The 26,433-nt window shown below is 72.7% G+C and carries 23 protein-coding genes and 1 pseudogene; 15 read left to right on the top strand and 9 right to left on the bottom strand.

Annotated features, from left to right (window positions below; translation table 11 throughout):
- Nucleotides 1-100 precede the first annotated feature (100 nt).
- Genes ACIBJF_RS32765 through ACIBJF_RS32755 form a run of 3 tightly spaced genes read left to right on the top strand, consistent with a single transcriptional unit; the run spans nucleotide 101 to nucleotide 3,695 of the window.
- Complete coding sequence (locus tag ACIBJF_RS32765) at nucleotides 101-394, top strand: SHOCT domain-containing protein (RefSeq protein WP_399179175.1); 294 nt, start codon at nucleotides 101-103, stop codon at nucleotides 392-394.
- On the top strand, nucleotides 391-1,137 hold the full coding sequence (locus tag ACIBJF_RS32760) for an ABC transporter ATP-binding protein (RefSeq protein ID WP_351804735.1): 747 nt from the start codon (nucleotides 391-393) through the stop codon (nucleotides 1,135-1,137). The genes ACIBJF_RS32765 and ACIBJF_RS32760 overlap by 4 nt, the downstream gene beginning before the upstream one ends.
- A complete protein-coding gene (locus ACIBJF_RS32755) occupies nucleotides 1,134-3,695 on the top strand; it encodes an ABC transporter permease (RefSeq protein WP_399179173.1) in 2,562 nt (853 codons plus the stop codon). Before ACIBJF_RS32760 ends, ACIBJF_RS32755 begins: the two co-directional genes overlap by 4 nt.
- 580 nt (nucleotides 3,696-4,275) lie before the next feature.
- Here the strand turns inward: ACIBJF_RS32755 and ACIBJF_RS32750 are convergent.
- Both ACIBJF_RS32750 and ACIBJF_RS32745 read right to left on the bottom strand, forming a co-directional pair.
- Nucleotides 4,276-4,878 (bottom strand): ATP-binding protein, encoded by a 603-nt coding sequence (locus ACIBJF_RS32750; protein ID WP_399179171.1) that lies wholly within the window; start codon nucleotides 4,876-4,878, stop codon nucleotides 4,276-4,278.
- A gap of 255 nt (nucleotides 4,879-5,133) precedes the next feature.
- Nucleotides 5,134-5,457 carry a hypothetical protein gene (locus ACIBJF_RS32745; RefSeq protein WP_330341538.1) on the bottom strand — a complete coding sequence of 108 codons (324 nt, stop codon included), beginning with the start codon at nucleotides 5,455-5,457 and terminating at the stop codon, nucleotides 5,134-5,136.
- Between the two features lie 350 nt (nucleotides 5,458-5,807).
- Between ACIBJF_RS32745 and ACIBJF_RS32740 the strand changes: the two genes are divergently transcribed.
- From ACIBJF_RS32740 to ACIBJF_RS32705, 8 genes are all read left to right on the top strand, one after another.
- A complete protein-coding gene (locus ACIBJF_RS32740) occupies nucleotides 5,808-6,932 on the top strand; it encodes a PLP-dependent cysteine synthase family protein (protein WP_356314790.1) in 1,125 nt (374 codons plus the stop codon).
- Nucleotides 6,933-7,164: 232 nt separating this feature from the next.
- Nucleotides 7,165-8,367, top strand: coding sequence for an ATP-binding protein (locus ACIBJF_RS32735; protein WP_399179169.1), 1,203 nt, complete (start codon nucleotides 7,165-7,167; stop codon nucleotides 8,365-8,367).
- Entirely contained in the window at nucleotides 8,364-8,765 is a 402-nt protein-coding gene (locus ACIBJF_RS32730) for a roadblock/LC7 domain-containing protein (protein WP_399179167.1), read from the top strand. The genes ACIBJF_RS32735 and ACIBJF_RS32730 overlap by 4 nt, the downstream gene beginning before the upstream one ends.
- Complete coding sequence (locus tag ACIBJF_RS32725; RefSeq protein ID WP_399179165.1) at nucleotides 8,762-9,136, top strand: DUF742 domain-containing protein; 375 nt, start codon at nucleotides 8,762-8,764, stop codon at nucleotides 9,134-9,136. Before ACIBJF_RS32730 ends, ACIBJF_RS32725 begins: the two co-directional genes overlap by 4 nt.
- On the top strand, nucleotides 9,111-9,713 hold the full coding sequence (locus ACIBJF_RS32720) for a GTP-binding protein (protein ID WP_399179164.1): 603 nt from the start codon (nucleotides 9,111-9,113) through the stop codon (nucleotides 9,711-9,713). The genes ACIBJF_RS32725 and ACIBJF_RS32720 overlap by 26 nt, the downstream gene beginning before the upstream one ends.
- Before the next feature lie 109 nt (nucleotides 9,714-9,822).
- On the top strand, nucleotides 9,823-11,130 hold the full coding sequence (locus ACIBJF_RS32715) for a cytochrome P450 (protein WP_399179220.1): 1,308 nt from the start codon (nucleotides 9,823-9,825) through the stop codon (nucleotides 11,128-11,130).
- Nucleotides 11,131-11,256: 126 nt separating this feature from the next.
- Nucleotides 11,257-12,519: a cytochrome P450 gene (locus ACIBJF_RS32710; RefSeq protein ID WP_399179162.1), complete on the top strand. Its 1,263-nt coding sequence runs from the start codon at nucleotides 11,257-11,259 to the stop codon at nucleotides 12,517-12,519.
- Nucleotides 12,516-13,307, top strand: coding sequence for an enoyl-CoA hydratase/isomerase family protein (locus ACIBJF_RS32705; RefSeq protein ID WP_399179161.1), 792 nt, complete (start codon nucleotides 12,516-12,518; stop codon nucleotides 13,305-13,307). Before ACIBJF_RS32710 ends, ACIBJF_RS32705 begins: the two co-directional genes overlap by 4 nt.
- On the opposite strand, the gene ACIBJF_RS32700 is transcribed toward ACIBJF_RS32705, so the two are convergent.
- Together ACIBJF_RS32700 and ACIBJF_RS32695 are read right to left on the bottom strand one after the other, a co-directional pair.
- Nucleotides 13,308-13,781 carry an SRPBCC family protein gene (locus ACIBJF_RS32700; RefSeq protein ID WP_399179159.1) on the bottom strand — a complete coding sequence of 158 codons (474 nt, stop codon included), beginning with the start codon at nucleotides 13,779-13,781 and terminating at the stop codon, nucleotides 13,308-13,310.
- Between the two features lie 67 nt (nucleotides 13,782-13,848).
- Nucleotides 13,849-14,682 (bottom strand): DeoR/GlpR family DNA-binding transcription regulator, encoded by an 834-nt coding sequence (locus ACIBJF_RS32695; RefSeq protein ID WP_399179157.1) that lies wholly within the window; start codon nucleotides 14,680-14,682, stop codon nucleotides 13,849-13,851.
- Between the two features lie 291 nt (nucleotides 14,683-14,973).
- On the opposite strand from ACIBJF_RS32695, the pseudogene ACIBJF_RS32690 reads away from it, so the two are divergent.
- Nucleotides 14,974-17,312 (top strand): annotated as a pseudogene (locus ACIBJF_RS32690) (hypothetical protein).
- 39 nt (nucleotides 17,313-17,351) lie between these two features.
- Here the strand turns inward: ACIBJF_RS32690 and ACIBJF_RS32685 are convergent.
- The 4 genes from ACIBJF_RS32685 to ACIBJF_RS32670 form a co-directional block, all read right to left on the bottom strand.
- Complete coding sequence (locus ACIBJF_RS32685; protein ID WP_399179155.1) at nucleotides 17,352-19,787, bottom strand: right-handed parallel beta-helix repeat-containing protein; 2,436 nt, start codon at nucleotides 19,785-19,787, stop codon at nucleotides 17,352-17,354.
- Between the two features lie 232 nt (nucleotides 19,788-20,019).
- Nucleotides 20,020-20,625, bottom strand: coding sequence for a hypothetical protein (locus ACIBJF_RS32680; protein WP_399179153.1), 606 nt, complete (start codon nucleotides 20,623-20,625; stop codon nucleotides 20,020-20,022).
- A 185-nt stretch (nucleotides 20,626-20,810) separates the two neighbouring features.
- Nucleotides 20,811-21,635, bottom strand: coding sequence for an MOSC domain-containing protein (locus tag ACIBJF_RS32675; protein ID WP_399179151.1), 825 nt, complete (start codon nucleotides 21,633-21,635; stop codon nucleotides 20,811-20,813).
- Nucleotides 21,636-21,679: 44 nt separating this feature from the next.
- Nucleotides 21,680-22,117, bottom strand: coding sequence for a DUF6643 family protein (locus ACIBJF_RS32670; RefSeq protein ID WP_399179150.1), 438 nt, complete (start codon nucleotides 22,115-22,117; stop codon nucleotides 21,680-21,682).
- Nucleotides 22,118-22,410: 293 nt separating this feature from the next.
- Between ACIBJF_RS32670 and ACIBJF_RS32665 the strand changes: the two genes are divergently transcribed.
- The gene (locus tag ACIBJF_RS32665; protein WP_399179219.1) at nucleotides 22,411-23,736 is read left to right on the top strand and encodes a TerD family protein; all 1,326 of its coding nucleotides are present in this window, start codon (nucleotides 22,411-22,413) and stop codon (nucleotides 23,734-23,736) included.
- Nucleotides 23,737-23,742: 6 nt separating this feature from the next.
- Here ACIBJF_RS32665 and ACIBJF_RS32660 read toward each other — a convergent pair whose 3' ends face one another.
- Complete coding sequence (locus tag ACIBJF_RS32660) at nucleotides 23,743-24,936, bottom strand: glycosyltransferase (protein WP_399179217.1); 1,194 nt, start codon at nucleotides 24,934-24,936, stop codon at nucleotides 23,743-23,745.
- Between the two features lie 39 nt (nucleotides 24,937-24,975).
- Here ACIBJF_RS32660 and ACIBJF_RS32655 point away from each other — a divergent pair, with 39 nt between their 5' ends.
- Nucleotides 24,976-25,761 carry a glutamate racemase gene (locus ACIBJF_RS32655; RefSeq protein ID WP_399179148.1) on the top strand — a complete coding sequence of 262 codons (786 nt, stop codon included), beginning with the start codon at nucleotides 24,976-24,978 and terminating at the stop codon, nucleotides 25,759-25,761.
- 105 nt (nucleotides 25,762-25,866) lie between these two features.
- Nucleotides 25,867-26,412 carry a hypothetical protein gene (locus tag ACIBJF_RS32650; protein ID WP_399179147.1) on the top strand — a complete coding sequence of 182 codons (546 nt, stop codon included), beginning with the start codon at nucleotides 25,867-25,869 and terminating at the stop codon, nucleotides 26,410-26,412.
- Nucleotides 26,413-26,433: the final 21 nt, after the last annotated feature.

Below are 26,433 nucleotides of genomic sequence, written 5' to 3'. Positions count from 1 at the left end.
CTGCCGCCGGCCGCACGACGACCCGGACCCCGTCCGAGAGGGAGTCTCGTGGCATCCCCGAAGACGGGGACCACGGAACCGACGAGGGAGATGACCCGAGATGCAGACCCTGGCCGACTGGGGCGGCGGCGGACCCGGCCCCTGGATCCTGTTCTTCCCGCTGATCTGGGCGGCCGTCGTGATCGGCGCCGTCACCTTCCTGCGCCGCACCGGATGGCGCGGCCACGGCGGCCCCTGGCGGCCCATGGACGGCTCACGCCCGGCGGGCGACTCGCCGCTCGCGGTCCTCGGCCGCCGCTTCGCCTCCGGCGAGATCGACGAGGACGAGTACTGGCGCCGCCTGTCCGTGCTGGAGGAGCAGTTCGGCCGTGCGGGCAAGGGAGGTCCGGCATGACCACGACCGCACTGCGGGCCGCGGCCCGCGTGGTGGACGCGGTGAAGGTGTACGGCGGTGGCGACACCGCCGTACGCGCCCTGGACGGCGTCGACGTCTCCTTTCCCGCCGGGCGCTTCACGGCGATCATGGGCCCCTCGGGCTCCGGCAAGTCCACCCTCATGCACTGCGCGGCCGGCCTCGACACGCTCACCTCCGGCGCCGCCTACATCGGGGACACCGAACTCGGCACGCTGGACGACCGGCGCCTGACCCTGCTGCGCCGGGACCGGGTCGGCTTCGTCTTCCAGGCGTTCAACCTGGTGCCGACCCTGACCGTCGCGGAGAACATCACCCTGCCCCTGGACCTGGCGGGCCGGCGCGGCGACCGGGAGTGGATCGACGCGCTCGTCGACGTCGTCGGCCTGCGCGACCGGCTGCACCACCGTCCCTCGGAGCTCTCCGGCGGCCAGCAGCAACGCGTCGCCGTGGCACGGGCCTTCGCCGGGAAGCCCGACGTGGTCTTCGCCGACGAGCCGACCGGAAACCTCGACTCCCGCTCCGGAGCCGAGGTGCTCGGCCTCCTCGGCTCCGCCGTGCGGGAGATGGACCGCACGGTCGTCATGGTCACGCACGACCCGGTGGCCGCCGCGCACGCCGACGAGGTGCTCTTCCTCGCCGACGGACGGCTGGTCGACCGGATGGAGGCGCCGACCGCGGACCGGGTCCTGGACCGCATGAAGGCCTTCGAGGTGCGGTCATGAACGCGTCGCTCCGGCTCAGCCTCACGTCCTTGCGCGCGCACCGGCGCCGGTTCGCCGGCACCTTCCTCACCGTGTTCCTCGGCATCGCCTTCCTGGCCGGCACCCTCGTCATGGGCGACACGCTGCGCGCCAGCTTCGACAGCATGTTCGGGGAGGCCACCAGCGGTACGGACGCCGTCGTACGCGGCGCCGACGCCATCACCACGCCCGGCGAGGCCCAGGGCGTACGGCGACCGGTGGACACCTCGCTGGTGAAGACCGTCGAGCGGGTGCCCGGCGTGGCCGCCGCGGTCCCGAACATCCAGGGCGCCGGCCAGCTCGTCGGCTCCGACGGCACACCGGTCGGTGGCCAGGGACCGCCCACGCTGGCCGGGAACTGGATCACGGACCCCCGCCTCAACCCGTACCGGCTCGCCGAAGGCCGGGCTCCCGCGAGGCCGGGCGAGGTCGTGGTGAACCGGGGCGCCGCGAAGAAGGGCGGTCTGAAGATCGGTGACACCACGACCCTGCGCACCCCGGATCCGGTGAAGGTCACCATCGTCGGGCTCGCCACCTTCGGCGGCCAGGACGGCATGGCCCAGGTGACGTTCACCGGCATGACCCGGGCCGACGCCGAGAAGTACCTCACCGCGCGGCCCGGCCAGGCGGCGTCCATCGCGGTGCGGGCCGCGCCCGGAGTGAGTCAGAAGGACCTGGTCAGCCGGCTGACTCCGGTGCTGCCCAAGGGGGTCGAGGCCATCACCGGTCAGCAGTCGGCGCAGGAGAACACCGACATGATCTCCAGCCAGTTCCTGACCATCTTCACCACCTTCCTGCTCGTGTTCTCCGGCGTCGCCCTGCTCGTCGCCACCTTCTCCATCCACAACACGTTCGCGATCGTGGTCGCCCAACGCACCCGCGAGAACGCCCTGTTGCGTGCCCTCGGCGCGGCCCGCCGCCAGGTGACCGCCGCCGCCCTCGCCGAGGCCTGCGTCGTCGCGCTCACCGCGTCCCTCACCGGACTCGCGGGCGGCATCGGCATCGCCGCGGGCCTCCAGGCGCTGTTCCCGGCGATCGGATTCCCGTTCCCCGACGGCGACCTGGTGATCAAGACCCTGTCGATGGTGCTGCCGCTCGTCGTGGGGATCGTGGTCTGCCTGGGATCGGCGCTCCTGCCGGCCCGGCGCGCCGGACGGACGGCGCCGCTCGCCGCCCTGCGCGAGACGGCCGTCGACACCTCCGGCGCCTCCCGCGTCCGTGCGGTCAGCGGTGGTGTGCTCGGCGCGCTGGCGCTCGCCACGACCCTGACCGGCGTCCTGGTCTCCCCGTCCGTATGGCTGGCGGGACTCGGCGCGCTGCTCGCCCTGGCGGCCTTCGTGGTCCTCGGCCCGGTCGCCGCCACCACGGCCGTACGGCTGCTCGGCGGACCCCTGGACCGGCTGCGCGGGGTCACCGGCTCACTGGCCCGGCGCAACGCCCTGCGCAGCCCGAAGCGGACGGCGGCCACCGCGAGCGCGCTGATGATCGGGGTGGCCGTCGTGTCTCTGTTCACCGTCTTCGGCGCCTCGCTGAAGGCCACGATGGACCAGACGGTGGCCCGGTCGTTCGCCGGCGACCTCGCCGTCAGCAGCCCGTCCTTCGGCGCGGGCGGCAGCGGACTGAGCCCCCGGCTCGCGCCAGCGCTCCAGCGGTTGCCCCAGGTGGACACGGCCGTGGGACTCGGCCGCGGGGTCGCCGAAGTCGACGGGAAGGGAAGGGCCTTGACCGTCACCGATCCGGCCGCGCTCGCCCGCACCTTCGACCTCGGCACGGTCACCGGCTCCCTGCGGGGCCTCGGCTCCGACGGCATCGCCCTCACCCGGAAGGAGGCCGAGCGGCAGCATCTGCGCACCGGCGACACGGCCAGGCTGACCTTCACCGACGGCAAGACGCGGAACTTCACCGTCCGGGCCCTGTACGGCCAGTCGGAACTCGCCGGCGACTATGTCATCACCCGCGCCGCATGGGCTCCGCACCGCACCCAGGACGCCGACACCTTGATCGCCGTCACCTTCAGGCACGGGGTGAGCGCGGACGCGGGCAAGGCGGCGGTGAAGAAGGTCGCCGCACAGTACGGCAACCCCTCTGTGCAAACTCGCGACGAGTACGCGCAGTCCTCGGCGGGCGGCATCGACATGATGCTGACCCTCGTCTACGCGCTGCTCGCCCTCGCGGTGGTCATCGCCCTGCTCGGCATCGCCAACACGCTGACCCTCGCGCTGCACGAACGCACCCGGGAACTCGGCCTGCTGCGGGCCGTCGGCCAGACCCGCGCCCAGTTGCGCGCCATGGTCCGCTGGGAGTCGGTCCTGGTCGCCGCGTTCGGCACGGTCGGGGGCCTCGGCCTCGGCGCCTTCCTGGGCTGGGTGCTGGTGAAGGCCTCAGACGGCGCGAGCGACACCGCGTTCGCCTTCGCCCTCCCGCCCGCGCGCCTGGCGGTGGTGGCCCTGGTCGGCCTCCTCGCCGGCGCGCTGGCAGGCCTGCGCCCGGCCCGGCGGGCGGCCCGGCTGGATGTCATGCGGGCGATCGCGACGGAGTGACTGCGTCGCGTGGGCCGGGGCGCTTGTCCGCCGGGCCGGTTCGGGCCGTTGGCGACCGCGGGTGCGTGGTGGGCTGTTCGCGCGTACGCGTGGGGCCGTGCGCGACCGCGCGTGCGTGGTGGGTTGGTCGCGCGGTTCCCTGCGTCTGTTGGGCGGCTGGGGTTGTCGTGGCGAATCGCGCGGCCGGTCCGCCACCTGCCCGCAGCCGCGCACGGTCCAACCGACCCGGCCCGGCGGGCGGCCCGGCTGGACGTCCTGCGGGCGATCGCGACGGAGTGACCGCGTGGCGTGGGCCGGGCGCCCACCCATCGGGTCGAGCCGGATCGTGGGCGAACACGGGTGCGTGAAGGGCTGGTCGCGTAGTTCCCCGCGCCACTCGGGGAACTGCAGCGCCGTCGGCTGCCATGGCTCCGTCGGCCGCAACTCCCCAGGGGTGCGGGGAACTACACGACCGGCCACGACGTACCCGCACTCGCGTACGGCCCGAACCGACCCGACGGTTGGGCGCCGCCGCGAGGCCGAGCCCCCGTCACCGCCCGGTCGGCCGGGAACGGTCGACCGGGCGGGAGCCTGCGCTCGCTCAGGCGGGAGAGCGAGCCGCGCCTGCCACGGGAGCCGCCGCGACGGGAGCTTCGGCACTCAGCCCGACCCCGGCGCCGACAGGCGTCCCCGCCGGTGCCCTGGCCGCCGTGCCGACGCGGACGGGCTCCGGCGCGGGAGGCACGCCGGCGGCACGGCGCGAGGCATGCGCCGGCTGCGGCCGTACCACCGCCGGGGCGGTCAGCGTGAACCAGACGACCTTGCCGTTCTCGCCGTCCGGCCGCGCACCCCAGCTCTCGCTCACCGCCGCCACCATCGCCAGCCCCCGCCCGCAGGTCGCCAGCGGACCACCGTCCGGCAGGTCCGCGACGTCGGCCGGCACCGGAAGCCGTGGGTCGTTGTCGCGCACCGAGACCGTGAGCCGGTCCGGCGCCAGCTCCAGCTCGACCGTGCACGACTTGTCGGGCCTGGCATGCCGGTGAACGTTGCTCAGCAGCTCCGTCACACCGAGCGCGGCCCGGTCTATCAACGCGTCCATGTGCCAGTAGCGCAACTGCGCAGATACGATTCTGCGGACCTGGCCGATCCGCGACGGCAGGGCTTGGAGCTCCACCGTGCAGTGCCTGCTTGGGTGACTGATCACGGCTGCGACTCCCCGATGTAGAGGTCCGAGCGGACCGGAAGAACACGGAGAACAACGGATCCAGCAGGGTGCTTGCGTCCAAACGTCCGCCTGCTGTCGTGGCCGGCGGGCTGGTTCGCAGCGTTATCGCCGGTAAACCCAGAGTGACGTGAGACCAGCGTGACCCAGCGGATGCGGTCCCGCAACTCGCCGCGACGGACCGCTGCTCGGAGTAACACGAGCGGCCCGTCCCCAGGGCCGGCGGCCGTACGGCGTTCAGCCGCCGCGTCCGGCGGCCCGGCGCACCGCCTCGATGAACCGCCGCGCCGCGGGCGGACCCGGCTCGCCGGGGGCGGGGTCGTGCTCGCCCAGCGTCAGCAGGTACCGCTTGCCGTTGAGGTCGGCCAACGCCTTGTCGTCCGGCCCGAACCACGGCCTGGACGCGCGCACCGCCTGCACCGGGGCGCTGTCGATCTCGCTGCCGTAGCTGGTGAGCAACTCCAGCCTGCCGTCGTTGATCCGGACCTGACCGGCCCGGGTGAGCGAACGCAGCCGCTTGCCGATCCGCACGCCCGTGGCTGTGAACTCCGGCTCCGCCATCCTTCGCCGCCCCCTTGCCGTGTGCTCCCGCGATCCAGTGTGCGCTCGCGTCCGATCCAGTGTGCGCCCGCGTCCGGCGACGGCGTGCGCCTGCGTTCGGGACGATCGTCCCGTCGCGTGCAGTCTGCCCCGATGCGGCCGGGAACACCAGTACGCGCGAGGCGCCCGCGGAAGCCGCCCGGAGCACTCCCGCCAATGCGCGCCCGCATGCCTCGCACGCCCGTGCCCCAGGGTGGCTTTGGGTGGCTCAAAGATGCGTTTATGCAGGTGGGAAGCGGTGTGAAAGATGCCTATGCTCAAGCTGTCGACCGTCCGAGGCGTCGTCGGCGCCCAGCCTAAGGAGCACCGCCGTGAGCACCACCGACCAGACCCGGACCGGCGCCACCCTCGACGTCGACCGCAGCGACGCCGCCTACCGTGACTGGCTGAAAGAGGCCGTCCGCAAGGTCCAGGCCGACGCCAACCGATCGGCGGACACGCACCTGCTGCGCTTCCCCCTGCCCGAGCAGTGGGGCATCGACCTCTACCTGAAGGACGAGTCGACGCACCCGACCGGAAGCCTCAAGCACCGCCTCGCCCGCTCCCTCTTCCTCTACGGCCTCTGCAATGGCTGGATCCGCCCAGGCCGCCCGGTCATCGAGGCCTCCAGCGGCTCCACCGCCGTCTCCGAGGCCTACTTCGCCAAGCTGATCGGCGTGCCCTTCATCGCGGTCATGCCGCGCACGACCAGCGCCGAGAAGTGCCGTCTGATCGAGTTCCACGGCGGCCGCTGCCACTTCGTGGACGACTCGCGCAGGATGTACGAGGAGTCGGCCCGCCTCGCGGTGGAGACCGGCGGCCACTACATGGACCAGTTCACCTACGCCGAGCGGGCCACCGACTGGCGCGGCAACAACAACATCGCCGAATCGATCTTCCGCCAGCTGGAGTTGGAGCGCTTCCCGGAGCCGGCCTGGATCGTCGCCACCGCCGGCACCGGCGGCACCTCCGCGACCCTCGCACGCTATGTCCACTACATGCAGTACGACACCCGTATCTGCGTCGCCGACCCGGACAACTCCTGCTTCTTCGAGGGCTGGACCACCGGCGACCCGGACGTCACCTGCGACTGCGGCTCCCGGATCGAGGGCATCGGCCGGCCGCGCATGGAGCCGAGCTTCGTGCCCGGCGCGATCGACCGGATGATGAAGGTCCCGGACGCGGCCAGCGTCGCCGCCGTACGGGCCCTGGAGCGGGCCATCGGCCGCAAGGCGGGCGGCTCCACGGGCACCGGGCTGTGGAGCGCGTTGAAGATCGTCTCCGAGATGGTGGCCGAGGGCCGCCGGGGCAGTGTCGTCACCCTTCTGTGCGATCCAGGTGATCGCTACCTCGACAAGTACTACTCCGACGCCTGGCTCGCCGGGCAGGGCCTGGACATCGCGCCGTACACCGCGGCGATCGAGACCCTGCTGGCCACGGGCGTGTGGCCGGACTGAGCCGGCCCCGCCCTTTCGGCGGCCGGTACCCAACGGGCGGGTGACGGGGTTGTGAGGGTTTGGTGACGTCTCAATTGAGGTTCTGGGCAAGTCGATTGCGCTTGTTTGACTGATAAGATCATCCCACTTTTCAGTGGGCTGACGGCGTGTCATAAACGCGTACGGGGGGACAGTCTCAAAGGCACCATCGCGCTCGCACGCTTCAGGCGCGATGCGACTTGAAGAGAGTCTCATGACGTCATTGACCACGGATCCACTGCTGTGGATCTTGCTGGTGGTGCTCGTCGCTGCGGTCGTCGCAGTGATGCGGGCCCGGAGAACCAACATGGCGCTCCGAAGAACGAGAAAGGACCTGGAAGCAGGACTGGGACAGGCCCGCGGCGACATCGGGCAGCTCCACACGCACGTCGCCACGCTGACCGCACAGCATCAGCGTGACCTCGCCGACGTACGGGCGGACGCGGAGGCGTCGACCAAGGCGGTGCTGAAGTCCGCCATGGGCACGCTCCAGTCGCTCGCCGAGGAACAGCAGGTCCTCCTGGACAGCCTGCTGAGGAAGTACGGCGACACCACGGAGGTCCTGGCCGACCTGATGACGGTCGACCACACCGGCAGCCAGTTCGGCCGCCGCGCCAAGGGCATCTCCGTGCTGTGCGGCGGATGGCTGGGCCGGCGGGACGGCGCGGCGACCGTCTACGACGTCGCGCGCAGCGCCCAGGGCCGGATCAAGGACTTCAACCGGGTCAGCGTCCACTCGCAGGTCAGCGTCTCCCTCGTCGGCAAGGCGGTCGAGCCGGTCGCCGTCGTACTGGCCGAGCTGCTGGACAACGCGACGAACTACAGCGCGCCCGGAACGCCGGTCGAGGTCAACATCCAGACCGTGCCGACCGGTGTCTGCTTCATCGTGGACGACGCCGGACTGGGCATGGACCAGGAGACCAAGGACCGGGCGGCAGCCCTGCTCTCCGTCGACGGTCCCGTCGACATCACCGGTCTCGGCGATCCGCCGCGGTTCGGCTTCGCCGTGTGCGGCATGCTCGCCGCCCGCTACGGCTTCGCCGTCTCCGTCGGTTCCGTGTCCCCCTACGGCGGAGTGCGTGCAGTGATTCGTGTGCCCGAAAGTCTCCTCTCGGCCGACACTCCTTCCCCGGCGGCCGACGCCGAGGACGCCGCGGAACCGGAGGCCGCCCCGCAACGGCTGGCGCCCGTCCCGGTCGTGGGACCCTCGCACGTGGTGGGAACGACCTCGGGAGGTCTGCCCAAACGCCGGCGGCGCAGCGGCCCCGTCACGGTGGTCCCGGCCCTCGACACCGACGGCCAGGAGGAGACTCCCGAGCCGGTCAGCGAGGTGACGGCCTCGCGGCTCGGGGCGTTCGCGCGCGGAACTCAGCTCGGGCGGACCACGAACTCCACGGAAGGACCTGACAACCAGTGAAGATCGACCTGTCCTGGGTGCTGAACGACGTGCTCGAGGTACGCGGAGCCCGGCACGCGATCCTCGTCTCGGGAGACGGCCTGCTGCTGCAGCGCTCGGACGACATCGCGCGCGACGATGCCGAGACGAACGCCGCCGCGATGAGTTCGATGCAGTCGCTGAGCCGCGCCGTCGCGGGGTTCGTGGGAGCGGGCCACGGAATCTGGAAGCAGACGCTGCTGGAGTACGACGGCGGCTGGATCTTCCTGATCGCCGCCGGCCAGGGCTCGTACCTCGCCGTCTCGGCCGCGCTGGACGTGGACATGGAGGCCATGTCCTTCCGGATGCAGAAGACGGTGGCCGCCCTGAGCAACGCGATGAGTGTGGCCCCGCGCTCGGAGAACGGTGCCGGGGTATGACCACGCCCGGCGAGGAGGCCTCCGTCACCAGCCAGTTCGTCCGCTCCTACGTCATCACCGGCGGCCGGAGCCTGCCGGCCGCGGACGACCTGGCGCTGCACACCCTGGTCACCCTGGCTCCCGAGCGGACCCCTCCGCTGGGGGCCAGCCCCGAGGTGATGGCGATCTGGCGGCTGTGCGCTGGCGGTTACCTGTCGGTCGCCGAGGTCGCGGGCCATGTGGGACTGCCGGTGGGGGTGGCCCGGCTGCTGCTGACCGATTTATTCGAGCAGGGCCACCTCCTGCGCCGCGCCGAGCCGCCCCGGGCTCAGAACGTTGACAGAGCGACCCTCGAGAAGGTTCTGAATGGACTCCAATCCCTCATCGGCTGAGACGGCCCCTGGATCCATCTACGTCTCCAGCGCGGTGACCAACGCTGCCAAGATCCTGGTCGTCGGGCATTTCGCCGTGGGCAAGACGACCTTCATCGGCTCGCTGTCGGAGATCACCCCGCTGCGCACCGAGGAGAAGATGACGCAGGCGTCCCTGCACGTGGACGACCTCAGGGGCGTGGCGGACAAGACCACCACCACCGTGGCCCTGGACTTCGGCCGTCTGACGCTCAGCGACGACCTCGTGCTGTACCTGTTCGGAACTCCGGGACAGCAGCGCTTCATGCAGCTGTGGGAAGACATGGCCCGCGGCGCGCTCGGCGCACTGCTCCTGGTCGACCCGGCCCGGCTGGAGGAAACCTTCCCGGTCATCGACCTCGTCGAGCGGTACGGCCTCGAGTACGCCATCGCGGTCAACGGCTTCGACCCGGGCACCGTCTACGAGGAGTCGGAGGTACGCGAGGCCCTCGACCTGCTCCCGGACACCCCCGTCGTCTACTGCGACGCCCGCGACCGGCACTCCTCCGCCCACGCGCTGATCGCGCTCGTCCGTCACCTGCTCACCCGAGCCGCCTGACCCGCCCATCCGCCCGGACCGTCACCCCCCGGACCACCGGCCCGGAGCCAGCAGAAGGAACCCCATGGACCGCCAGTCAGCCCAAGCCCCCGCCGGCGCCAGATGCCCCATGCACGACGCCGCGTTCGCCGCCGACCCCCACCAGGTCTACGACCGGTTGCGCGCGCACGGTCCGGCCGGACCGGTCGAACTCGCCCCCGGCATCGACGCCACCCTCGTCGTCGGGCACGAGACGGCCCTGCGCGTGCTGCAGAACACCACGCTGTTCGCCCGGGACGCCCGCCGCTGGCAGGCCCTGGGCGAAGGGCGGATCCCGCTGGACCACCCGGTGCTGCCGATGATGGCGTACCGGCCCAACTGCCTGTTCACCGACGGCGCCGTGCACCTCAGGCTGCGCAAGGCCGTCACGGACAGCCTGGCCCGGCTCAACATCACCCGGATCCGGCGCGACGTCGAGCCCATCGCCGACTACCTCATCGACCAGTTCAGCGAGCGCGGTCGTGCCGACCTCCTCAACGACTACGCCAAACTGCTGCCGCTGCTGCTGTTCAACAAGCTGTTCGGCTGCCCGGCGGACATCGGTGACACCCTCACCAGCGCCATGTCGGCGATCTTCGACGGCAAGGACGCCCTGCGCGCCAACGAGGAGCTCACCGCCTGCCTCATGCAGCTGATCGCCCTCAAGCGCCGGCAGCCCGGCGACGACGTCACCTCGTGGCTGATCCAGCACCCCGCGGGGCTGACCGACGAGGAGCTCAAGGACCAGCTGGTCATGCTGATGGGCGCCGGCGTGGAACCCGAGCGCAACCTGATCGGCAACGCCCTGATCCTGCTGCTGTCGCCCGACACCAGCGGACGCGGCTCGGGGCTGCTGATCGAGGAGGCGATCGATCACGTGCTGTGGAACCAGACGCCGATCGCCAACTACGCCACCCACTACCCCGTCCAGGACGTGGACCTCGGGGGCGTGGTGGCCGAGGCGGGCACGCCGGTCGTCATCAGCTTCGCCGCCGCCAACACCGACCCCGCGCTCGACGAGGCCCGCCGCAGGCACAGCAAGGGCGCCCACCTGGCCTGGGGAGCCGGTCCGCACGCGTGCCCGGCCAAGGATCCGGCGCAGGTGATCGCCGTCACCGCGATCGAGAAGCTGCTCAACGCCCTGCCCGACCTGACGCTGGCCGTCCCCGAGAAGGACCTCCAGTGGCGGCCGGGCCCGTTCCACCGGGCGCTGGTCGCGCTGCCCGTGGCCTTCAGCCCGACGCCGGCCACCCATATCGCCTCCGCGCTGCAGGGCCGGACCGTCCCCGCCGCGGGGGAGCAGCCGCTGCCCACGGCCGCCCCGGTCGCCGCCGCCCGTCAGGAGCCGGCCAGGAAGAAGGGCTTCTGGAGCACCTTCCTGGACATCTTCCGGGTGTGATGCCCGAGATGTGGTCGTCGAATGTGTGGCATGTGACGGGAGCAACACTGTCAGGCGCATGACGAGGGAGAGGGGAAGGGTAGGTTCCGGCGGTAACGGTAGCGCCCAGCCACAAAGGAGCTTCGCGTGACCGCCGTTGGCGTCATACGCGGTACCACCCCCGACCGCCGAGCCGTCATCCCCCTCCTTCGCCGTCTGCGTTCCGCCGAAGGACAAGCCAACCCCCTCCCCGTCTGGGAGGAACTGCGCGCACTGGGCGAAGTGGTCCCCGCTCCCTGGGGCGGGTACTTCGTGACCGGATTCGATGCCTGCAACCAGATCCTGCGCGGCAGGGACTGGCTCGTGCCGGACTTCGCCTGGCAGCAACGCCGGCCGGACATGGCACGCTGGCAGGATCCGGCAACGCGGGAAATGACACGGACGCTGTCCCGCCTCAACCCGCCCGAGCACACCCTCCGTCGCCGCGCCCTGGGCAACCTCTTCGACCGCGGCACCCTCGAGGCCATGCGGCCCCGGATCACCGCCCACGTCGGCGAGCTCCTGGACCGTCTCGATCTTCAGCTGCGCGTCCACGGCGAGGCCGACTTCGTCACCACGGTCGGCGACCAGCTGCCCGTCCACACCGTCGGCCACTGGCTCGCCATCCCGGCCGAGCACTACCCGCACATCCTGGACTTCACCCACCGGCAGGTCCACGCCCAGGAACTGATCCCCACCAAGAGCGAACTGGCCGTCTCGGCCCAGGCCACCCTCGAGATGCGGGCCTTCTTCACCGGCCTCGTCGCCGACCGGCGCGCCCACCCCGGCGACGACGTCCTCAGCGGCTGGATCCGCTACTGGGACGCCCAGTACCCCGACGACCGCGCGGCGGCCGACCAGATGCTGTACGACCTGACGATGTTCCTCACCATCGCCTCCCTGGAGACCACCGCGACCCTGCTGACCAACGCCGTGTGGTTCCTCACCCAGGCCCCCGCCCGGGCCGACTGGCTGCGCAGGCACCCCGAGCGCATCGACGACGCGATCGAGGAAGCCCTGCGCTACGACCCGCCGATCCACCTCAACTCGCGCTTCGCCGCCGACGACACCGTCCTGGCCGGCGTCCCCATCGCCAAGGACACCACCGTGCACGTCCTGTACGGCGCCGCCAACCACGACCCGCGCCGCAACCCGGACCCCCACCTCTTCGACATCCGCCGCAAGGGCGCCCACCTCACCTTCGGCGGCGGCGTTCACTACTGCCTCGGCTCGGGCCTGGCCCGCCTGGAGGCCCGCCTCCTGCTCACCCACCTTCTGGAACGATTCCCCACCCTGCGGCCGGCCGCGAGCCCGACCTACGCGAACCGGATGGTCTTCCGGCGCATCACCTCCCTGAAAGTGACGACATGACCGCCCTCCCCCTCACGACTCTCCCGGCAGGCGCCGTACGGCGCACCCTGCGGACCCACCGGGAGGGTCCCGTCCTCACCGTCGAGCTGAACACCCCCGAGCAGGGCAACACCGTCACCGACGCCCTGCTGGACGACCTCCTGGCGGTCCTCCAGAACCAGGACCCGGCGGTCCGGGTGCTCGTGCTCACCGGGAGCGGCGACGACTTCTGCCTCGGCGGGGACCGCGGTGAGTCCGCCCGGCATCTCGACCACGACCCCACGGGCGGCGGCATCCGCATGTCGGGGATCAAGGCACGGCGCGTCTGCGAGGCCCTGACCTCGAACCCGGCCGTCACCATCGCGCGCGTCCACGGAAAGGCCATCGGGGCGGGCTTCGCCCTCGCGCTGGCCTGCGATCTGCGGGTCGGATCCGAGGACGCGACCTTCCGGCTGCCAGAACTCGCACTCGGACTGCCCACCGCGTGGGGCGGCCTCCTGCCCCGTCTCATCAACGAGGTCGGCGCCGCCCGCGTCCGCGAGATCGTCCTCACCGGCCGGGCCGTCACCGCGGCGGAAGCCCAGTCCCTGTCCATCCTGCAGAAGGTCGTCCCCGCTCACGAGCTGGACAAGGCCGTCGCCGACTGGGCGCGGCCCATCGTCCGCCGCCCCCAGGCGGCACTGCGCGTCACCAAGACCCTGCTCAACTCGCTGTCCGCGGCCTCGCGCCTGGCCGACGTCTCCGCACTGGACGCGGAACTGATGGCCGCGGTCGTGGCCGAATCGCAGCTCTCCCGCGGCGCCGGCTGATCAGCGGCCCGCCAGGCGCCGGTCCAGGGACGTCACCGCGTCGCGGAAGGCGTGCCCGAGGCCCGGCCGGGCCAGCCCGAGGACGAACCGCAACGGCGCCGGCCCGTCGGCGGCGAAGGTCCACTGCACCCGGGTGCCCGTGCCCCGAGGAGTCAGGCGCCACTCCTCGACCAGGGCGCGGACGCCCGGTGCGTTGGTGGTGTCGACGCGGTAGGCGTACACCTCGGGCGCCTTCGCCACCAGGACCGTCTCCTCGAACCGCGTCCCGCCCCTGAGCCGGATCTCACGCCCGGCGCCGCCGTCGGTGGGCCAGGCGAACCGCACCGCCGAGAACCACTGCATCCAGCCGGGCACATCCTCCGCGAGCGCGCGGAAGACCTGCTCGGGGGACGCGGAGACCTCCCGCGCGAAGACCAGACGCACGGGCGCGGCCCCGACGAAGTCGAGATCCACCGGGCGCAGACGACGAGCCATGGACGTAACCCCCTTGTGCCAGTCCCGCAGGGCGGGCGACCGGGCGGCCACCATAGCTGACAGTCCCTCAGATGTCTGCGTCGTCTTCCCCGGGCTCGCCCGCCACCATCACCCGCAGGTGCTCGGAGATCTCCGCGCGTGCCTCGGCGGGCAGGCCCGCATCGGTCACCAGCGTGTCCACCTGATCCAGCGCGGCGAAGGAACTCAGGCCCACCGTGCCCCACTTGGTGTGGTCGGCGACCACCACGACCCGGCGTGCGGAGTGCACCAGCCGCCGGTTCGTCTCCGCCTCGGCGAGGTTCGGCGTGGACAGACCCGCCTCCACCGATATGCCGTGCACACCGAGGAACAGCAGATCGAAGTGGAGGGCGGCGATCGCCTGGTCGGCCACGGGTCCCACCAGCGAGTCGGACGGGGTGCGCACACCGCCGGTCAGCACCACCGTGGCCGCGCCCTGCCGCTGGCTGCCCGAGGTGCGCTGTGCCGCGTGGAAGACGTCCGCGACCCGCACCGAGTTCGTCACCACGGTCAGGTCGGGCACCTCCAGCAGCTGCTGGGCGAGCGCGTACGTCGTCGTACCGCCGGACAGGGCGATCGCCGTGCCCGGGGTGACCAGCTTGGCGGCGGCGCGGGCGATGTCCTCCTTGGCGGTCAGCTCCAGACCCGACTTCGCCTCGAAGCCGGGCTCGTGCGTGCTGGCCTCGACCACCGGCACCGCGCCGCCGTGCACCTTCTCCAGCACGCCCTGGCGGGCGAGGGCGTCCAGGTCACGGCGTACGGTCATGTCAGACACGCCGAGCTTGCGGGTCAGTTCGTTGACCCGCACACCGCCCCGGCGCCGGACCTCGTCCAGGATCAGGGCGCGGCGCTGCTCCGCGAGGAGGTTCTGATTCTCACTCACGTACGCTCCGGTCCTTTCGCCGCCATCTCCGTCCGACACCCGGCGCACCGGCCCCGACCAGGAGATTCCGTCCGGCCGGAGTAGCGCGGGCGTCCCATCTTTTCACGGGTCGGCACCGGTTGCGCCACCACCTGTCACGATGTGCGCATGCCACGTGCGCCCCGGCCGCCCCGGCCGGCGTCACCCGGATCGGGGAGATTCCGGGACGAGAGGTGTACGACACCCCCGGAGCGGAGATCCTGAGCCCGCATCGACACAGTCCTTCGGGCGCGCCACGGGGGTGCCACCACGGTGGACCGCGCACAGGAACGCCGCGGCGGGCGGCGGACGGACGCCGAGCTGGAGTTGCTGGTGCACGGGGTGGGCGGGGCCACTCCGGAGAAGATGCTCGGCGACCCTCGTACCGTCCGGGTCACGGGCGACGACACGGCCGCCGTCTTCCGGCGCGCCGAGGACGCCGAGAAGGCCGCGGACTCCGAGGGCCGGAAAGAAGCCCGGGAGGGGCCGGTCCAGGAGGCGTATGTCTGGTGCAACCTCACCTCCGGCGACAGCAGCCGCGCCCTGTGGCTGTTGCTGCTGCCCTTCATGGTGGACAACCTCGCCCACTGGATGCGCCCCGCCGCGCCCGGCCGGCACCGCACGGTCCGCCTGTACGGCCTCCTCGTCCGGCTGGCCGCCCTCACCCTGACCGTGCTGCTGGTGGCCGCCGCCTGCGAGGTGGCCTTGGATCTGGTGGCCTGGCAGTGCGCCGGTGTCCGGTCCTGCGCCCACCGCAACTCCTGGCTGGCCTTCCTCGCGCCCCCGGCGTCCACGGGCCCCGGCGGGCACGGCACCTGGTGGAGCCTGCCGGGCCGCCGGCTCGCGCTCGCCGCACTGGTGCCGGCCGGGCTGACGGTCCTGCTGTGGTACCTCTCCCGCCGGACCTGGAGCGCGTACGAGTCCCACCGGCCGATGTCCCACGACCCCGAGCCGGACACCGACGGCAGCGCGCTGACCAGGCCCGGCTTCTGGTACGGGCGCCGGCTCGTGGCCCGGCTGCGCGCCGCGCACACCGCAGCGGCCCTGCTGACCGTCGCCGCCGCTATCGCGACCCGGCGGTCCGTTTCGACCACCGGCCCGGCGGATCCGTCACCCTGGACATCCTCGGCCGGCTGCTCACCGCGGCCCTGCCGGCCTGGGCGGCGACGACCGTGGGCGTCGCCTGCCGCCGGGGCCGCAGCGAGAACCGCCTCGACCAGCGGCTCGACCGGCACCTCGTACGCCTCCTGCCGCTCGGCGCGCTCGCCCTGCTGCTGCTCACCGTTGTCTACGCCGGCTGGGCCCGGCCCGGCTGGCGGTCCACCGGGCGGCTTCCGGGCGACCCGGCCTTCGGCGCCCTCATGCTCGCCCAGGGGCTGCTGGTCGTCGCGCTCGCCGTCGTGGCCGGGAGCCTCCACCGCCGCGGCCCCGGCCCGCGCGCCTGCACGCGGGGCCTGGGCGGACCGGCCGTCGCGCTGCTCGCCTGCGCGCTGGGCGGCGTGATGTCCGGCGGGGTCGCGCAGCGCGTCGCCGACTGGCTCGACGGCAGCCACGCTGCGCTCCCCGGGCCGCCGGTGCTGCTGACCTGGCAGGCGTCCACGATCCCGCCGGTCCTCGCGGTCCTGCTGCTCCTCGCCGCCCGGCTCGGGCTCGGCACCGCGCGGCCGGCCCGCGCCGAACGCGAACGGGTCCGCCACGAGCATCCCGGCGAACCCGAGGACCCGGGCCGTTCCCGTGCCATCGCCCACGTCCGCGCCATGGCCACGCTCACCGACCGGGCACCCCTTGTGATCGCCGTGCTCGCCGTGACCACCCTGCTGCTCGGCGCTGTGGCGCTGGCCGGCGCGCTGGCCACGGGCAAGACGCCCGACGGAGCCGCCCGCCGCAGCTACGACGCGGTCCAGGCCGTCGCCGGGACCTCGCAGGCACTGGGCTCCTGGCTGGTCGGCCTCGGCTTCGTGCTCTTCGTGACCTGGGGCAGGCGCGCGTACAAGGACGCCTCGGCACGGCGCACGATCGGCATCCTGTGGGACGTCGGCACCTTCTGGCCGCGCGCCGCGCACCCCTTCGCCCCACCGTGCTACGCCGAGCGCGCGGTGCCGGACCTGACGTGGCGCATGGCCACCTGGACCGAGCGCACCGGGGGCCGTCTGGTCCTGTCCGGCCACTCCCAGGGCAGCGTTCTGGCCGCGGCGGCCGCCTGGCAGCTGCCGCCGTCGGTGCGCGGCCGGATCGCGCTGCTGACCTACGGCTCCCCGCTGGAACGCCTGTACGGCCGCTGGTTCCCGGCCCACTTCGGACCGCCCGCGCTCGCCGCCCTGCACCGCGACGTCGCCTGCTGGGCCGACCTCTACCGCAGCACCGACCCCATCGGCGGTCCTGTCCGCGTCCCCGACGACGGCACGCCCGAGGTCGACCAGGGCCCGCTGCGGGACCCGCTCGCCTACGGCCGCACGCCCGCGCATCCCCTCCCGGCGCCCATCCTCGGCCACTCCGACTACCAGGCGGACCCCGTCTTCGCCCGGGAGCGCACACGTCTGCTGGGCCGCCTGCGCCCGGAGCTGCCGGGGCCACGGCCGCAGCCCACGGAGCACCGGGCCGACAGCGGCTAGGCCCGTGCGGCCCGCCGCTCGTGAGGCGGGCCGGGGTGCTCAGGGCAGCTCGGGAAGGTCCTCCGCGAACAGCAGGGTCAGATCGTCGGTGCTGGGGTCCGCCAGCTGGGCGACGCGGCTCGCGTGCCGCTCCACCATGGCCTCGAAGGTCTGCCGGGCGGTGCGGCCGTTGCCGAACGCCGGGCCCTTCGGGATGGCCGTGAAGTACTTCAGCAGCGCCTCGCAGGCGCCCGGCGTCAGCCGGTACTCATGCTCGTCGGCCTGCTGCTCCACGATCCTGAGCAGCTCGTCGGGGCCGTAGTCGCCGAAGGTGATGGTGCGGGAGAAACGGGAGGCGACACCGGGGTTGACGGACAGGAAGCGCTCCATCTCCGCCGTGTAGCCGGCGACGATCACCACCACCGCGTCCCGGTGGTCCTCCATCAGCTTCACCAGCGTGTCGATGGCCTCCTTGCCGAAGTCACGCCCGGCGTCCTCCGGGGACAGCGCGTACGCCTCGTCGATGAACAGCACACCGCCGCGCGCCTTCTCGAACGCCTCCTGGGTGCGGATCGCCGTGGATCCGATGTGCTCGCCGACCAGGTCCACCCGGGACACCTCCACCAGGTGCCCCTTCTCCAGCACGCCGAGCGAGGCGAGGATCTCGCCGTAGAGACGGGCGACCGTCGTCTTGCCGGTGCCGGGGGAGCCGGTGAAGACCAGATGCCGCTTCACCGAGGCCGCCTTCAGGCCCGCCTGCTGCCGGCGCCGCCCGACCTCGATCATGTCGGTCAGCGCCCGCACCTCGCGCTTGACGCTCTCCAGACCCACCAGGGCGTCGAGTTCCCCGAGCACGTCCTTCGACGTCCGCACCGGCTTCGCCGGCTCGGCGGCGACCAGCGGCTCCTGCTCCGTGCTGCGCTGGCCGGGGATCGAGCCGAGCAGCCCGGGGGAGTGCGACACCGTCTGTACGGCGGTCTCGCGGATCGTGGGCGGCCGCAGGCCGCCGCTCTCGTCGCTGGTGCAGTCCTCCACGACCGGGCCCGTCCCCGACCCGGCGTCCGGGCCCGCGTCGGCGAACTCGTAACCACCGCGCGCGCAGCGCTCCGTACGGCACTTGCGCAGGGTCGCCCGGCAGCCGTCGATCACATGGAAGCCGTAACCGCCGCTGCCGCTGACCCGGCAGTTCAGGAAGCTGCCGCGGCCACCCGCCGAGACATAGAAGCCGGCCTCGGCGGGGGAGTCGACCGTGCACCGCTCGATGGTCGGGTCGGCGCCCTTGGTGACGATCACGCCGGTCTGGGTGCCGTCCAGAGTGCAGTTGTTCAGCGTGCCGCCGCTGCCGTGGTCGCGGAACCACGCTCCGGTCGCCGCCTCCCGGATCCGGCAGTCGTCGAGCTGCGCGGTCGCCCCGTCGCTCACCGACACCGCCGTGTTGCGCACCTGCGACAGATCGCTGTCCACGACGTCCGCGCGCGAACCGCGGTCCAGTACGAACAGGGCGTCCGGCACGTCGTGCACCCGGCAGGAGTCGAGGACGGCGGTGGCACCGTCGCTGACCCACACCGCCGGATAGTCACCGGTGCTGTCGAAGATCTCGCACTGATGGGCGTCCACCCGGGTCCCCGGGTCCCACACCGACAGGCCGTTGCGCCCGAACTGACGGACTGTCGTCCGGGTCAGTGTGAGCACCGAACGGGAGCGCAGGTCGACCGCGTTCTCCGGGATGTCGTGGAGGTGGCAGTCGGCGAGCGTGAGCACCGCGTCCGTGTCCAGGGTGACGCCGTCGGCGGTGGTGCGGTGCACATCGCAGTCGGTCAGATGCGCCGTCGCCCGCTGGGTCACCTGCACGCCGGAGCCGCGGACCTCGTAGATCTCACAACCCACCGCCTCCAGCGAGGAGTTCTCGCCCGTGGCGGTCAGCCCGGTGCCCGACGCGTGGTGCACACGGCAGCGCTCCAGACGCGGATGCGCACCGCCGCGGACGGCCACGCCCGCCTGCCCGGCCGCGACGACCTCGCACTCCTCGAACACCCCGCTGCCGCCGTCGAGTACGGCGATGCCGATGCCGGCCGGGTTGTCGACGGTGCAGCGGCGCACGGTCGGCCGGGCACCCCCGCGCACCTCGATGCCCGCGGCGGACCGGGTCACGATCCGCACGTCCATCAGCTCGGGCGTGCCCTCCTCGACCAGCAGTGCGGGCGCCGCCGCGTCCTGGCCCTCCACGTGCAGGTCCTGCACCACGGCCGAGGCGCGCACGGTGATCGGCACACCGTCCACGGGCGCGATCCGCACCGAACCGGGGGAGCCCTCCGGGCCACGGAGCGTCACCGCCCGCTGCACGACGAGGTTTTCCCGGTAGGTGCCCGGGGCGATGGTGAGGACGTCGCCGTCGGCGGCGGCCTCCAGGGCGGCGGCGAGCGATGCGTACTCGCCTGTGCGGCGCCGCCACCGCGACGTACCGGTGTGCGTCACCTGGACCGTGCCCTGTGCCATGGCGTTGCTGTGCCCCCACCTCGTCGTACTGATGGCTCGCTCCCTCAGGGGGCCTTGCCGCCGGTGCCGGACCGCGACCGTGCTCAGCCCCTGGGGCTGGTGCGCGTTCGCGCTCCCGAAAACCTGCGCGCGCCCCTGCGGTTCGCTCACCCGCGGGTTGTCGCCGAAAGCACTTCGGCCGGACCACCGTAGCGTGTGCGTGCACGGTGGGTTGACCAGAGCCGGAAGGCCGTCAGCAGCCGGTGCCCGCCTTGCCCCAGTCCGGGCCCGCCCGGTCCCAGGCCTGGTCCCAGCGTGCGTACCGGCTGCGGACCATGCGCCACATCGCCAGCCGCCTGCCGCCTTCGACCAGGCCCGCGACCAGCAGGGCCGCGCCGATCCCGGCGAGCACCGCGTGCGTCGTGGCGGTGGGGGAGTCCAGCGGGCGGGTCGTTATTCGGCCGTGCGGGTCCGTCCAGAGTCCGAAGTGGTCGCCCGTGTGCGGTGACTTGAGGTCGGCCAGGGCCGGGCCGCGCCGGTGGGTGCCGTCGGGCGCGGTCCAGTCCGCGAGGACACGGCTGCGGGACTCGCGCGCCGGCGTGGTGTCGGGGTCGGTCTCCAGCAGGGCCTCGCCCAGGTCACGCACCACCGTGGCCGTGACGAGGTGGCGTGTGTGCCGCTGTTCGCGCACCGACCGCTGCAGCGAGTCCTGGGCGGCGGCGCCTGCCAGGCAGCCGACCACGGGCGCGGCCACGGCGACCAGCACCAGCGCCGCGAGCGCCACCCATGCCTCGGCCAGGTCGGTCGCACGGCGCAGCGGATTGCGCCGCCAGCGCCACAGGCCACGGATCGCCCCCATGTCCCCACCCCCTTACGCTCCGTCATAACCCCCGGCGCGGGAGCGCATCCGCGACCCGGAGCAAGAGAGAGCGACATCACGTCCACCGCGGACGGTCACGCACGCGGCTTCTCACGAATCTCTCATGCCCTCCCAACGAGCGGGACCCGCCCCCGGTTCCCCTGCCGCCGAACCGCCGTCGCGCGCTAGCGCACCACCCGCACCGGGTCTCCGACCCTGATCGTGCCGCGCGAGAGGGGCACGAGGTTCTGGCCGAAGAGCAGCCTGGATCCGACCTTGCGGTGACGCGCCAGGGTGCGCAGCGGCTCCCGGCCGCGTACGGCCGTGTCCTGGTCGACGGTGGTGACGACGCAGCGTCCGCTCGCCTTCGCGACGCGGAAGACGACCTCGCCCATGGAGATCCGTGACCAGTGGTCCTCGGCCCAGGCCTCGGTGCCGGCGACGACGACGTTCGGCCGGAAGCGGTTCATCGGCAGCGGGCCCTCGGCGGCGTGCGCGCCCTCGGCGATCAGCGAGTTCAGGGCGTCGAGGGAGGCGGTCGTGGTGACCAGCAAGGGGTAGCCGTCGGCGAAGCTCACCGTCTCGCCGGGCAGGGCGTACTCGGGATCGACGGGGCGGCGGGTGGCCGGATCGTCCATGTGGACCAGGCGGACGTCCGCCCGCAGATAGGAGCTGCACCAGTCGTGCGCGGCAGCGGCTGCAGGCACCGCCTCGACCTTGGTGCCGAAGACGTTCACGGGCACGGTCCCGGCCGGCTCGGGCACGGACACCGTCAGGGGCGCCTGGCCGGGCGCGGACAGACGAACGCCGCCGCCGGCCCGAGGCTCGGCGGCGGCCAGCGCGAGGCGCGGCTGTTCGCGCTGTGTGACGACCTTTCCCCCGTCGTCGATCAGCGTCCAGCGCCGGTCTGAGGCCAGGCCCCAGGGCTCCACCACGGCCTCCCGGGGCGCGTGACCCCGGAATGCCTTGACCGGATGAACGTGGATCGACTGCAGCACGGCGTTTCCCATGCCGCCATCGTGCCATCAGGCGCCGACAGCGGACGGTGTGCCGATCAGTAGCCGCGGTACTGCTGGTTGTTGTACGGGTCCTGGTAGGGAGCCGGCGCGGGCCGCGGCGCGGCCGGGCGCATGGCCTCGTAACCCGTGCCCATGCCCATCGGGCGCTGCGGCTGCGGGGCCTGCGGGCCGGGGTAGCCCCGAGGAGCGGCGGCCTGCTGCGGGATGTACGCCGTGGGCGCCTGCTGCAGCGGTGCGGGCTGCGGCGCCTGCGGGTAGCCGTAGGCCGGAGCCTGCGGGGAGGGTGCCGCCGGGAGCGCGGGCAGGGCCGGCGGCAGGGCGGGGAGGTTGCTGCCCGTGTCGTAGGCGGCGGGGACCCGGATCGGGGCGATCTGCGGGGTGCCGCGCTCGGCGACGAGCGAGTCGTAGATCGGGGTGTCCGGGAAGGAGGCGGAGTAGTAGCCGCCACCATAAGTGGAGCGGGGGGAGGTCATGGCACATAAGTTAAGCCCACGATGTGCTCGTTGGGGAGACCGATAAGAGGGTTGTTTTCCGGGTCCGCAGTGACTCGGGATCCCCAATCCGAGCGAACTTGGCAAAAAGGGACGTCGCTCCGCGCTTTAATCGTGTAAAGGGGGAGTTCCTGCGGGGTTACCGGCAGTTGACCGGCGATCTTCCCGCGCTCGTCGGGGGAGTTCGCGGTACCGGCGAATAGGTTGTGCGGGTAGGGATGACCTGGACGACCGCGGGTGTCCGGAAGCCGACACGGATGGGGGCAGGCATGTCCATGCTTAAAGGGGCGAACACGCCGGTGCCGACCACGGCGCTGCGCGTCGTACTGGGCTGGCGCCCCGGACCCGGCGTGCCCGACGCGGACGCCTCAGCTCTGCTGCTCGCCACCGGCAAGGTCCGCTCCGACGAGGACTTCGTCTTCTACAACCAGCCCGCCCATCCCTCCGGCGCGGTGCGCCACGAGGGCAAGAGGACGGCCGCCGCGGGCGTCACCGACACCCTTTCCGTCGACCTCGCGCGCGTGGAGGGCGCGATCGAGCGGATCGTCCTCGCCGCCTCCGCCGACGGCGGGACCTTCGGACAGGTCCCCGGCCTCTACATCGAGGTGACCGACGCCGTGAGCGGCCAGGCGGTCGCCCGCTTCGACAGCCCCGGCGCGACCATGGAGACGGCCTTCGTACTCGGTGAGTTCTACCGCCGTCAGGGCGGCTGGAAGTTCCGCGCCGTCGGCCAGGGCTACAGCAGCGGACTGGAGGGCCTGGCGACGGACTTCGGCATCACCGTGGACGAACCCCAGCACGCCGCACCACCCGCCGCACCGCGCCCGGCGACACCGCCCCCACCCGCCGCACCGCGCCCGGCGACACCGCCCCCGCCCACCGCACCGGCCCCGGCACCGTCACTCCCGACCATGCCGTCCTCGACCATGCCGCCCCCGGCCGTGCCCGCGACGCCTCCGGCGCCCCAGCCCGTCCGCCTGTCCAAGGTCACCCTCACCAAGGCGGCACCCTCGGTCTCGCTCGCCAAGCAGGGCGGCACCTCAGGAGCGATGCGGGTGAACCTCAACTGGCAGATGCGCAAGCAGCTTTCCGGCTGGGGCAGCCGGTGGGGCGGCGGCCGAGGAGAGATCGACCTCGACCTGTGCGCCCTGTACGAGCTCACCGACGGCCGCAAAGGGGTCGTACAGGCCCTCGGCAACGCCTTCGGTTCGCTGCACCGGCCGCCGTACATCCACCTCGACGGCGACGACCGCACCGGTGGCGTGGCGAGCGGGGAGAACCTCACCGTCAACCTCGACCACAGGCAGGACTTCCGGCGGATCCTCGTCTTCGTCACCATCTACGAAGGCGCGAACTCCTTCGCCGACCTGCACGCCACCGTCACCCTCCAGCCGCAGCACGGCGCCCCGATCGACTTCTCCCTCGACGAGTGCACCGTGCCGTCCACGGTGTGCGCGCTCGCCCTGATCACCAACACCGGCGGCGACCTCCTCGTGCAGCGCGAGGCGCGGTATCTGGTGCCGGAGCGCGGAGTGAGCCCGCAGCGCACCGTGGACCGCGCCTACGGATGGGGGATGAACTGGACGCCGGGCCGCAAGTGACCGGGCTCAGCCCTCGTCGGGCACGGCATCGGGGCGCGCGTACGTGCGGCCCTTCCAGGCGGCCCCGCGCCCCCGGTAGTGCTGCACGGCCGAGTCGACCGTCATCAGGAGGTACAGCAGCGCGGTGAACGGCAGCAGCGGAGCGAGCCACAGCGGCTGCCGGTAGTAGCGCAGCATCGGTACGTACGTCCCCGCCATCACCGCCCACGCCAGCGCGCCGGCGACCGCCGTCGCCGCAGTGCCGCCCACCGCTCCCACGACCACCGCGGCGGGCGGCACCAGGTACACCAGCGCCAGCCCGGCGACCGTCCCGAGGAGCAGCAGCGGGTTGTGCCGCAACTGGGCGTAGGCACTGCGCGAGACCATCCGCCACAGGTCGTGCAGCCGCGGATACGGCCGCACGCTGTCCACCCGGTCGGCCAGTCCCAGCCAGACGTGCCCGCCGGCCCCCTTCACCGCGCGCGCGAGCGCCACGTCGTCGATGACGGCGTGGCGGATGCCGTCCGGGATGCGTGCCTTCTGCGCCATCGCCGCGCGCAGCAGGACGCAGCCGCCCGCCGCCGCGGCCGTACGCGACCCCTTCCGGCCGATCCACCGGAAGGGATACAGCTGCGCGAAGAAGTAGACGAACGCCGGGACCACCAGCCGTTCCCACGCGCTCTCCACCCGCAGTCGCGCCATCTGCGACACGACGTCGAAGCCCCCGGCGTGGGCCGCCGCCACCAGCGCGCGCAGGCTGTCCGGCGCGTGCGCGATGTCCGCGTCCGTCAGCAGCAGATACTCCGGGTCACGCGCGCGTGCCAGGCCGATGCCGTGCCGGACCGCCCACAGCTTGCCCGTCCAGCCCGCCGGCGGCTCACCCGGAGAGCCCACGGTCAGCGGCAGCCCGCCGTGCCGCCGGGACAGCTCGCGGGCCAGTTCCCCGGTGCCGTCGGTGCTCCCGTCGTCCACGAGGAAGACCTCGGCCCGCCCCGGATAGTCCTGCCCCAGCAGCGACGGCAGGCTCGCGGGCAGCACCGCGGCCTCGTCACGGGCCGGTACGACCACACAGACCGACGGCCATGCGTCCGGTTCCCGGCGAGGCGGCAGCCGGACGTCCGTGCGCCAGAAGAAGCCCTGGCACAGCAGCAGCCAGCACCAGGCGGCCAGCGACACGACGGTGATCCACGACAGGGCGCTCACGCCCGCAGTCTGCCCCACCGGAGGGGGCCGCAAGGCCCGATCGTCTATCGTGGCCGGGTGAAGATCGCGCTCATGGACTCCGGAATCGGCCTGCTCCCCGCCGCCGCGGCGGTACGGCGGCTGCGGCCCGACGCAGATCTCGTCCTCTCCTGGGACCCGGACGGGATGCCCTGGGGGCCGCGCACCCCGGAGGACATCACCGAGCGGGCCCTCGCCGTGTGCGAGGCCGCCGCCGCCCATGAGCCCGATGTCCTGATCGTCGCCTGCAACACCGCGTCCGTGCACTCCCTGCCGGTGCTGCGGGGCCGCTTCGAACCGGACCTGCCGATCATCGGCACCGTCCCGGCGATCAAGCCGGCCGCGGCCGGCGGCGGGCACGTCGCGATCTGGGCGACCCCCGCCACCACCGGCAGCGCGTACCAGCGGAATCTGATCGAGCAGTTCGCCGACGGTGTCGCCGTCACCGAGGTGGCCTGCCCCGGTCTCGCGGACGCGGTGCACCACGCGGACGAGAGCGCGATCGACGCCGCGATCGCCTCGGCCGCCGCCCGCACCCCCGAGGACGTGACCACCGTCGTCCTGGGCTGCACCAACTACGAGCTGGTCGGCGAGCGCATCCGGGCTGCCGTCCAGCGGCCCGGCCGTCCGCCGCTCGCCCTGCACGGCTCCGCCGGGGCGGTGGCCGCGCAGGCCCTGCGCAGGATCGGCGCGGAGCCGGCCCCCGCCGCCGTCGCCGACACCACCCTCACGGTGCTGCTCAGCGGCCGCGAGGCCACACTCCCGGACACGGCGCTGTCCTATGCGGAAGGCCGTTTCCTGCAGGCGGTCAGCCCCGTCCGCTGACCGGCCGGGCACCGACGACCGCGCCCGGCCCGCTCGGGCCCACCCGGGGCAGTCACCGTCTGCCACGCCCTACCCGCGCAGGGAAACCTGAGTAACCTCATAAACATGAGGGACCACCGCCACACCGACGACGGCCCGAACCCCGAGGTCTGGACCGGACGTGCCACGAACCGGGTTCAGTGGCTGCTGGCGCTGGTCGGCGCGGCCTGTATGGCCCTCGGTATCGAGTTGGCCGTGGACTCGGCATGGACCTCCGGCATCGCGCCGCTGGCGATGTCCGTCGTGGGCTGCATCGCCGCCGGTCTGCTGGTCCTCTTCGGCACGCTCGCCTTCGTGCACGTCGACCTCAAGCTCGACAAGGAGTGCGTCGAGGTGCGCTGCGGCCACATGGGGCTGCCCCGCCGCCGCATCCCGCTCTCCCACGTGGCCGGAGCCGACTTCACCGCCCTCGTCACCCCCCGGCACTGGGGCGGCTGGGGCTACCGGTGGCGCCCCGAGAAGGGCACGGCCGTGGTCGTACGCCGTGGCGAGGGGATCGTGCTGCGCCTGTGGGACGGCCACACCTTCACGATCACCGTGGACAACGCCGAGTCGGCGGTACGGGTCATCAGGGCCCGGCTGCGGACCATCACTCCTGGTTCGGCCCGCTGAGGCCGCGCGCCGCGCGCGCCG

Source organism: Streptomyces sp. NPDC050743, from assembly GCF_044456925.1.
GTDB lineage: Bacteria > Actinomycetota > Actinomycetes > Streptomycetales > Streptomycetaceae > Streptomyces.
This window is presented reverse-complemented; position numbering and strand designations above follow the sequence as displayed.

What these genes read in the sequence shown, in the direction of transcription:
- ACIBJF_RS32765 (WP_399179175.1), top strand. Translation starts at nt 101, where the DNA reads ATGCAGACCCTGGCCGACTGGGGCGGCGGCGGACCCGGCCCCTGGATC.
- ACIBJF_RS32760 (WP_351804735.1), top strand. Translation starts at nt 391, where the DNA reads ATGACCACGACCGCACTGCGGGCCGCGGCCCGCGTGGTGGACGCGGTG.
- ACIBJF_RS32755 (WP_399179173.1), top strand. Translation starts at nt 1,134, where the DNA reads ATGAACGCGTCGCTCCGGCTCAGCCTCACGTCCTTGCGCGCGCACCGG.
- ACIBJF_RS32745 (WP_330341538.1), bottom strand. Translation starts at nt 5,457, where the DNA reads ATGGCGGAGCCGGAGTTCACAGCCACGGGCGTGCGGATCGGCAAGCGG.
- ACIBJF_RS32735 (WP_399179169.1), top strand. Translation starts at nt 7,165, where the DNA reads ATGACGTCATTGACCACGGATCCACTGCTGTGGATCTTGCTGGTGGTG.
- ACIBJF_RS32725 (WP_399179165.1), top strand. Translation starts at nt 8,762, where the DNA reads ATGACCACGCCCGGCGAGGAGGCCTCCGTCACCAGCCAGTTCGTCCGC.
- ACIBJF_RS32720 (WP_399179164.1), top strand. Translation starts at nt 9,111, where the DNA reads ATGGACTCCAATCCCTCATCGGCTGAGACGGCCCCTGGATCCATCTAC.
- ACIBJF_RS32715 (WP_399179220.1), top strand. Translation starts at nt 9,823, where the DNA reads ATGCACGACGCCGCGTTCGCCGCCGACCCCCACCAGGTCTACGACCGG.
- ACIBJF_RS32705 (WP_399179161.1), top strand. Translation starts at nt 12,516, where the DNA reads ATGACCGCCCTCCCCCTCACGACTCTCCCGGCAGGCGCCGTACGGCGC.
- ACIBJF_RS32700 (WP_399179159.1), bottom strand. Translation starts at nt 13,781, where the DNA reads ATGGCTCGTCGTCTGCGCCCGGTGGATCTCGACTTCGTCGGGGCCGCG.
- ACIBJF_RS32685 (WP_399179155.1), bottom strand. Translation starts at nt 19,787, where the DNA reads ATGGCACAGGGCACGGTCCAGGTGACGCACACCGGTACGTCGCGGTGG.
- ACIBJF_RS32680 (WP_399179153.1), bottom strand. Translation starts at nt 20,625, where the DNA reads ATGGGGGCGATCCGTGGCCTGTGGCGCTGGCGGCGCAATCCGCTGCGC.
- ACIBJF_RS32675 (WP_399179151.1), bottom strand. Translation starts at nt 21,635, where the DNA reads ATGGGAAACGCCGTGCTGCAGTCGATCCACGTTCATCCGGTCAAGGCA.
- ACIBJF_RS32670 (WP_399179150.1), bottom strand. Translation starts at nt 22,117, where the DNA reads ATGACCTCCCCCCGCTCCACTTATGGTGGCGGCTACTACTCCGCCTCC.
- ACIBJF_RS32665 (WP_399179219.1), top strand. Translation starts at nt 22,411, where the DNA reads ATGCTTAAAGGGGCGAACACGCCGGTGCCGACCACGGCGCTGCGCGTC.
- ACIBJF_RS32650 (WP_399179147.1), top strand. Translation starts at nt 25,867, where the DNA reads ATGAGGGACCACCGCCACACCGACGACGGCCCGAACCCCGAGGTCTGG.